This is a genomic window from uncultured Chryseobacterium sp., assembly GCF_936933875.1.
GTDB lineage: Bacteria > Bacteroidota > Bacteroidia > Flavobacteriales > Weeksellaceae > CAKZIK01.
The window spans coordinates 1-7,309 of the sequence record NZ_CAKZIK010000027.1 but is presented as its reverse complement, the minus strand read 5'-3'; the positions used below and the strand labels follow the sequence as shown (position 1 = coordinate 7,309).

Sequence of the window (7,309 nt, the reverse complement as noted above, 5' to 3'; positions counted from 1 at the left end):
AAAAGGTGTTCTTTTGGTGAAAGCAGCAGGAAACGAAAATGAAAATATTTTTGAGAGTCAGTATTTCCCAACAAACTTTAAAGATGTTAATGACGCGAAACCATTCATCAATAACATGATTGTTGTAGGAGCTTCCACCAATGACAATGAATTTTTGAGAGCAAATTTCTCCAACTATAACCAAAAAATGGTGAATGTTTTTGCGCCGGGAGAAAAGATTTATTCAACGGTTCCTGATGGAAAGTATGAATATCTTCAGGGAACTTCGATGGCTTCTCCGGTTGTAGCAGGAGCAGCTTCGGTTCTTTTAGCTTACATGCCGAATTTGAAACCGGAACAAATCATCGAATCTTTGGTGAAAACATCCAATAAATCTTCGGTCAACGCAATGATTAAATCGAATACGAACAATAGATTTGATTTAATTTCTGAAGCGGGTGGCGTAATCGATGTGCGTAAAGCTGCCGAATATGCCTATACCAACTTCTACAAAGCAACGCCAACAAAATCAACAGTTGCGAAAAAGCCTATTAAAAAACGTGTGAAAAGTAAATAAATTTTCAGCACAATATCAAAAAGCCCGATGTTTTTCGGGCTTTTTTTATTTAAATTTTTGAACTTGGCACGGTTTTTAGTTATTTGATTTTAAATAATTTTATTACTATGAAAAATTTACTATTGGTCGGAATCATTGGAGCTGCATTCACAGTTTCTTGTTCCACCGCAAAAACAGCTCAATCAAATAAAAGCGAATTCCTAAAATTGAAAGGCGACTGGGAAATTACCAGCGTTGATTACAACAAGGATTTCAAAGTAAGACCTTTCGACGAAGGTGCTGATGCGCAATGTTTCGTTGGAAGTCACTGGAGACTCATCCCGAATAACTATAGCGGTTCTTATACTTTGAACGGTGGTGGTGCTTGTCCAAGTGTTATTCAGCCAATTAAATTTGAAGTAGTCAACGGAAACGAATTCAAGTTCAAAAAATTATTAGAAGGATCAAAAGCGAAAGCCGTAACCCAAGGTTACTCTTTAAATTTGATTAGCCAAACTACTGATGGTTTTAGCTTAGAGCAAAACATTCCTTCCAATGGTGAAAATGTAAGAATCGTATATAACTTTGCCAGAACAGGCATGAAATAACCTTATAAATTTTTAATTATGAATATTTTTAATAAAACCAATATTGCAGCTTTATTCATTTCATCCTCATTGGTGTTAACGAGTTGTGAATCAGTTCAAAACGCAAATAACCAACAAAAAGGAACCGTAATTGGTACCGCTGCTGGTGCAGTAATTGGAGGTGTTTTAGGAAACAACATCGGTAAAGGTAAAAATGCTCCTGCTGGTGCAGTTCTTGGTGGAATCGTTGGTGGTGGTGCCGGTAACGTTATCGGTAGAAACATGGATAAACAAGCGAAAGAAATCAAGGAAACTTTACCAGGTGCTGAAGTAGAAAGAGTGGGTGAAGGAATTAAAGTTACCATGAAAGAAAATATGGTTAACTTCGGATTCGATTCTTCTAATTTGACTTCCGCGGCGATGGCAAACCTTGATAAATTGGCTGAAGTGTTGAAAAACAATCCTGATACCAACATCAATATCTATGGACATACCGACAGCAAAGGTACTGACGAGTACAACCTTTCTCTTTCCGATAGAAGAGCGGCAGCTGTGAAAGCCTATTTAGTTTCTAAAGGAATTGCGTCCAGCAGAATACATACCATGGGAGTTGGTAAAAAAGAACCAATTGCAAGCAATGATACTGAAGCAGGTAGAGCTCAAAACAGAAGAGTAGAGTTCGCAATTACTGCAAATGAGAATATGATCAAAGACGCTCAAAACGCTCAATAAGACCAAATCATTTTTATTATATTTAAGTCCGCTTAGGCGGATTTTTTTTATTTTAAATTCACTATTTTTGGAATTGATTTTACATTGATGACAAAATATTTAAAACTGCTTCGTGTAGAGCAATGGGTGAAGAACCTTTTTGTTTTCGTACCACTTTTTTTTTCCGGAAATATCACCAATTTTGATCTGCTTATCAAAAGTTTTTTTGCGTTTTTGGTATTTTCTTTTGCAGCGAGTGCAGTGTATATTCTTAATGATTATTCCGACATCGAATCCGATAGGAAGCACCCTGAAAAAAGTAAACGACCTCTCGCGAGTGGAGCTATTTCAAAAACTACTGCAGTTGTTGTTTTTGTAGGATTAATCGCACTTTGTGTAGGTTTGATAATCTTTGGTGGATCGTATTTTCATCTCAATTCCTGGAAGTTTGCGAGTATTATTGCCTTTTATTTTTTTATGAACATTGCTTATACTTTTAAGCTGAAACATGTCGCCATTATTGATGTTTGCATCATTTCAATTGGTTTTGTATTAAGGGTTTTAGCCGGCGGTTATGCCACAGGAATTTTTATTTCCCAGTGGGCGATTCTCCTAACCTTTGTTCTCGCATTAGTATTAGCATTAGGGAAAAGACGTGGAGAGTTGATCAATGCACAAATTTCCGGGAAAACAAGAAAAGCATTAGACGGCTACAATGTACAGTTTGCAGATATTGCGCTCTCCATCAGTTGTGCGCTGGCAATTGTGTGTTACCTTATGTTTACACTTTCTCCCGAGGTTCAGCAGCGTTTTCATCCGAGGGTTTTTTATACGGTGATTTTTGTCGTTTTTGCTTTTTTGCGCTATTTGCAGCAAACTTTGGTGTACAACAAAACCGAATCGCCTACTAAAATTGTGTATAAAGACCGGTACATTCAGATAACTTTGGTACTTTGGCTCATTACATTTTTACTTCAAATTTATTTTAAATAATGAAGCCAAATTTTACACAAAAGGTGACGAACTGGGGAAATTTTCCGATCGTGGAAAAGGAAATGAAATCCGAAGACTCTCTAAAAAAAATTAAAGAATTTGTACAGAATAATAACGAAGTTATCGCCAGAGGAAACGGCAGATGTTACGGGGATGCTTCTTTAGGCGAACATATTTTTTCTACCAAAAGACTTAATAAATTTATCAGTTTCGACCGTCTGAACGGTGTTATCGAATGTGAATCCGGCGTTCTTCTTTCAGAAATTCTGGAAGTTACAGTTCCGCAGGGATACTTTCTCTATGTAACACCGGGAACGAAATTTGTTTCAGTTGGAGGAGCTATTGCTTCTGATGTTCATGGTAAAAATCATCACGCTGAAGGTTGTTTTTCCGAATATGTGCTAGAATTTTCTTTGTTGAATGAAAACGGTGATGTTCTGAAATGCTCGCGTGAAGAAAACGCTGAAAAATTTTGGGCAACCATTGGTGGAATGGGCTTAACGGGAATTATCCTTTCCGCAAAAATCAAGTTGAAAAATATTGAAACCGCATACATTCGTCAGGAAAGCATTAAAGCTGAAAATCTTGATGAAATTTTTCATCTTTTTGAAGAAAGCGAAGACTGGACTTACACTGTAGCCTGGATTGACTGTCTTCAGAAAGGAAAAAATGTTGGACGTTCTATTTTAATGCGAGGAGAACATGCTATGAAAGCCGAACTTCCCGAAAATTTGAAAAAAAATCCATTGAGGTTGAAATCCAAATTCAGTCCAACAGTTCCTTTTTATTTTCCGGGATTTGTTTTGAATGCGTTTTCTGTTAAAATTTTCAACTTCCTTTATTTCTCAAAACAGAGAACTAAAACGGTGAAAAATTTCATCGATTACGAAACGTTTTTCTATCCATTGGATTTCGTTAACGACTGGAATAAAATTTACGGAAAAGGCGGATTTATTCAATATCAAATGGTCATTCCGAAGGAAAAAGGCAAAGAAGGAATGAAAAAAATCCTGGAAGCTATTTCAAAAAGCGGAAACGGTTCTTTCTTGGCGGTTTTAAAACTTTTCGGAAAAAATAATCCGCAGGCTTATAACTCTTTCCCTTTCGAAGGTTACACTTTGGCGCTGGATTTTAAAGTAAATTCGGGTTTAAAGAAGCTCGTTCAGCAGCTTGATAATATTGTGGAAGAATTTGGCGGCAGAATTTACCTTACCAAAGACAGTATGAGCAAATCGTCTTTAACCAATTATCTGCAGAACGTAAGCAACCCAAAATTTGTTTCCGCGCAGCATAAAAGAATCATTAATAATTTTTAGGATGATTGTACTTGGAAGCAATTCGGAAGTCGCGCAAGCTTTTGTTGAGAAAGCATTAAATGAAGGCGAAAAATTCGAAAAAATATATCTGTTTACTTCAAATAAAGAAACTTCGGAGAAATTTGGGAAGCATATCGAAGTAAAATATCTTCAGCAAAGCGAAATCGTGGAACTTGATTTAACGAAGGACAACAACCTAAGCAAGTTTGATTATATTAATTCGGATTTGTTGTTCTGCGCAACCGGTTATCTTGGTGAAGGAACGTATGAAGCTTTATATGACAATAAAAATACGGAACTTATTATTGATATCAATTACGCGAAACTCGTTCCTGTCATCAATTATTTTGCTGAAAAAATGGAAAGGATGAGAGCTGGAACTATTATTGGACTTTCCTCAGTTGCGGGAGACCGCGGAAGACAGAGCAATTTTATTTACGGTTCTGCAAAAGCGGCCTTTACCGCCTATTTAAGCGGCCTTCGTAATTATCTATTCGATAAAAGAGTTCATGTTCTTACCGTGAAACCAGGTTTTATGGATACAAAAATGACGGAAGGTTTATCTTTGAATCCAAAGTTGACAGCAACGCCAAAACAGGCTGCAGCTTCTATTTACAAAGCCTATAAAAGAAAACAGGATGTTGCTTACGTTTTGCCAATTTGGTGGGTAATTATGACGATTATTAAAAATATTCCTGAATTTGTTTTCAAAAAAATGAAACTGTAATTCAGTAAATTTAGCTCATGAAAAAACTGTATTTCTTCGATTTCGACGGGACTTTAACGTATAAAGACACGATGTTTATGTTTTTGAAGTTTTACAATTCGTCTAAATTTACCTCGCAGCTTATCAAACATATTCCGCTTTTCATTTTGTTAAAACTGAAACTTTCTGATGCTGAAGAAGTAAAGAAAAGTTTCATTGCTTCAATTTTAAAAGGAGAAAGGCAGGAAAGAATCGAACAGAAAGCGCAGCAATTTTTCGAAGAAAATTATCCAAAAATTTTCAGAAAAAATGCCCTTGATTTCATTGAGAATATCGACAGTGAAAAAACGGAGAGTTTTATTGTTTCCGCTTCGTTGGATATTTGGGTAAAACCTTTTGCGAACAAGTTTAATATGACACTTTTGGCAACGCAAGCCGAATTTAAAAACGGCATCTACACCGGAAATTTCATCGGAAAAAACTGTAACGGACAGGAAAAAGTAAACCGAATAGTTAAAGCCATCGAAGGTAAAAAATACGACAAAACCATTGCCTTCGGCGATACGGACGGAGATAAGCCTATGTTAAGCTGGGCAAACGAAAGTTATTTTGAATTTTTTCATTAATTTAGACCCGTTATTTTAACGGTTTTTTTAATGTGAAAATTCTTCGGAATTTACTTGTAATCAATATCTTATAAAAAGTAAAATGAACAAAGTATATTTGGATAACGCTGCTACAACACCAATTGCGGAAGAAGTGATTGATGTTATGGTAGATGTGATGAAACTCAATTATGGAAATCCGTCCTCAACGCACAGTTTTGGTCAGGAAGCCAAAACTTCCATCGAAAGCGTTCGCCGAAAAGTTGCAGATTACCTGAAAGTTTCGCCGGGCGAAATTATTTTTACTTCTTGTGGCACCGAATCCAACAACATGATTATCAAATCCTGTGTTGCACATTTGGGCGTAGAAAGAATTATTACTTCTCCGATGGAACATAAATGCGTGGCAGAAGCAGTTCGCGACATGAAAATGAGGAAAGGAGTGGAAGTGGTGTATCTTCGTCCCAACGAAAAAGGCGACATCAGTCTGGAAAAACTGGAAGAAGTTCTGAAATCTTCGGACAAAAAAACTTTGGTGTCTTTAATGCACGCCAACAACGAAATCGGAAATATTTTGGATATTGAAGCGGTGGGAAATATTTGCAAAGAAAACGGAGCATTATTCCATTCGGATACTGTTCAGACGATTGGACATTTAGACTTAGATTTTTCAAAAATTAATATTGACTTCGCTTCTTGCAGTGCGCATAAATTCCATGGTCCAAAAGGAAGTGGTTTTGCTTATATAAGCAAATCTGCCCGTTTGAAGGGAATTATTCTCGGAGGAACTCAGGAAAGAGAACTTAGAGCTGGAACAGAAAACGTTTGCGGAATAATCGGCCTTGGAAAAGCTTTAGAACTTTCCATGGAAAATTGGGACAAATATTCAAACTACATTCAGGGAATTAAAGATTATACAATTGAAAGGTTGCAGGAAGCCATTCCGGGAATTAAATTCAATGGAAGAAGTGCAGAGAAAGAAAACAGCCTTTACACTGTAGTCAGTGCCCTTTTGCCTTTTAAAAACCCTTTGATTGGACTTCAACTGGATATGAAAGGTATCGCAATTTCTCAAGGAAGTGCTTGTTCTTCGGGAGCAGCAAAACCTTCAATGGTGATGATGATGATTTTGGATGACGAAGAATTGGAAAACTCAACGCCGTTAAGGATTTCATTCAGCCATTTAACCACCAAAGAAGACATCGATTACTGTGTGGATGCGTTAAGCGAAATTTCAGCCCAGAGTATAGAAAAAACCAATATTGAACATAGATAAACCAATCTTTTAATTGGCAGGAAAATTGTATTTTTGAAGCCTGAAAAGGATTAATAAATAATATAAAATTTTAAATAAGATGGCATTAGAAATTACAGACCAATCATTCCAGGAAACAGTATTGAATTCTGACAAGCCTGTATTGGTAGATTTTTGGGCAGTATGGTGTGGTCCGTGCAGAATGTTGGGACCAATTATTGAAGAAGTAGCTGCAGATTTCGAAGGAAAAGCAGTGGTAGGAAAAGTAGATGTAGATAACAACCAACAGGTTTCTGTTGATTACGGTATCAGAAATATTCCTACTGTTTTAATCTTTAAAAACGGAGAAGTAGTAGATAAAATCGTTGGTGTACAGCCAAAAGAGGTGATTGCTGAAAAATTGTCAGCTCATTTGTAAAAAATAAAATTACTGAAAATGAATGCTTTCTGAAAAAGAAGGCATTTTTTTGTGAAAAATATTTGGATAATAGGGCAAAAGTTGTATTTTTGCACTCACCAAAAAGAAAGACATCTTTCTTACTGATGAGATCCGGTAGTTCAGCTGGTTAGAATGCCGCCCTGTCACGGCGGAGGTCGCGGG

Annotated in this window: 9 protein-coding genes; all 9 read left to right on the top strand. The window is 36.6% G+C overall.

The window, feature by feature from the left end; all coding sequences use genetic code 11:
• A partial coding sequence (locus Q0252_RS04385; RefSeq protein WP_297984203.1) for a S8 family serine peptidase occupies positions 1-556 on the top strand: 556 nt, incomplete at its 5' end.
• 107 nt (positions 557-663) lie between these two features.
• On the top strand, positions 664-1,143 hold the full coding sequence (locus Q0252_RS04380) for a lipocalin family protein (RefSeq protein WP_188321374.1): 480 nt from the start codon (positions 664-666) through the stop codon (positions 1,141-1,143).
• Between the two features lie 18 nt (positions 1,144-1,161).
• Positions 1,162-1,854, top strand: a complete 693-nt coding sequence (locus Q0252_RS04375; RefSeq protein WP_297984200.1) for an OmpA family protein — start codon at positions 1,162-1,164, stop codon at positions 1,852-1,854.
• An 87-nt stretch (positions 1,855-1,941) separates the two neighbouring features.
• A complete protein-coding gene (locus Q0252_RS04370) occupies positions 1,942-2,826 on the top strand; it encodes a decaprenyl-phosphate phosphoribosyltransferase (protein WP_297984198.1) in 885 nt (294 codons plus the stop codon).
• On the top strand, positions 2,826-4,142 hold the full coding sequence (locus Q0252_RS04365) for an FAD-binding oxidoreductase (RefSeq protein WP_297984196.1): 1,317 nt from the start codon (positions 2,826-2,828) through the stop codon (positions 4,140-4,142). Before Q0252_RS04370 ends, Q0252_RS04365 begins: the two co-directional genes overlap by 1 nt.
• A 1-nt stretch (position 4,143) precedes the next feature.
• Positions 4,144-4,869: an SDR family NAD(P)-dependent oxidoreductase gene (locus Q0252_RS04360; protein ID WP_297984194.1), complete on the top strand. Its 726-nt coding sequence runs from the start codon at positions 4,144-4,146 to the stop codon at positions 4,867-4,869.
• Between the two features lie 17 nt (positions 4,870-4,886).
• Positions 4,887-5,474, top strand: a complete 588-nt coding sequence (locus Q0252_RS04355) for an HAD-IB family hydrolase (RefSeq protein WP_297984192.1) — start codon at positions 4,887-4,889, stop codon at positions 5,472-5,474.
• 82 nt (positions 5,475-5,556) lie between these two features.
• Positions 5,557-6,729, top strand: coding sequence for a cysteine desulfurase family protein (locus Q0252_RS04350; protein WP_297984190.1), 1,173 nt, complete (start codon positions 5,557-5,559; stop codon positions 6,727-6,729).
• A 79-nt stretch (positions 6,730-6,808) separates the two neighbouring features.
• Positions 6,809-7,126: a thioredoxin gene (gene trxA / locus Q0252_RS04345; RefSeq protein WP_297984188.1), complete on the top strand. Its 318-nt coding sequence runs from the start codon at positions 6,809-6,811 to the stop codon at positions 7,124-7,126.
• Positions 7,127-7,309: the final 183 nt, after the last annotated feature.